Below are 605 nucleotides of genomic sequence, written 5' to 3'. Positions count from 1 at the left end.
AAACAGCAGCGAAATTGCCTTCATTTCGGATTTCGTGCTTCGTATTTCGAATTTCCTTCTGAACAGTGGGTAGGGAGGGATTTGAACCCCCGAATCCGTTAGGAGCCAGATTTACAGTCTGGTGCAATTGACCACTCTGCCACCTACCCGTTTTTCCCTCACTTCGGTGCGGCCCTCCGCACCTATGCCGTTATACAAACCGCGGACGGAAACGGAAAGCTCGCGGAGGGAGTTGAACCCACGACCAGCGGTTTACAAAACCGCTGCTCTACCACTGAGCTACGCGAGCACGCTGCTTTCGTGCGGTGCCCGCGTTCGAGCCGGCACCACATCCAAGAGCGATTCTACAAGCTCCGGGTTCGCGCACAAGCCCACCAAACCGGACCCGGACTTCCCACCGGCGGTTGCAAAGCCGGACGGCGTACGGACGCGTGTGAAGTGACGTCGGGTGGGTGGAACGGAAAATACCAGTCTGGACGATACTTGTCTGAACGGGTATTATTCCCGGGGCGCTCATTGGGCTTGGGTGATCATCCCCGCGGCCCGACGTCCCTTTCACGAGGTACCCCGTGGGCACCCGCGCCGCTCCCGCCCCACCCCAAAGG

2 tRNA genes are annotated in these 605 nt (G+C 59.2%); both read right to left on the bottom strand.

From position 1 onward, the window contains the following. Positions 1–66: 66 nt before the first annotated feature. Positions 67–149, bottom strand: a tRNA-Tyr gene (locus DP116_RS30680). A 68-nt stretch (positions 150–217) separates the two neighbouring features. Next, positions 218–289 (bottom strand) — tRNA-Thr (locus DP116_RS30675). Positions 290–605 lie beyond the last annotated feature (316 nt).

Origin of the sequence: Brasilonema bromeliae SPC951 (assembly GCF_012912135.1) — a bacterium.
GTDB classification, from domain to species: Bacteria; Cyanobacteriota; Cyanobacteriia; order Cyanobacteriales; family Nostocaceae; genus Brasilonema; species Brasilonema bromeliae.
The sequence above is the reverse complement of the archived record's forward strand: the minus strand, read 5'-3'. Positions and strand labels throughout refer to the sequence as shown.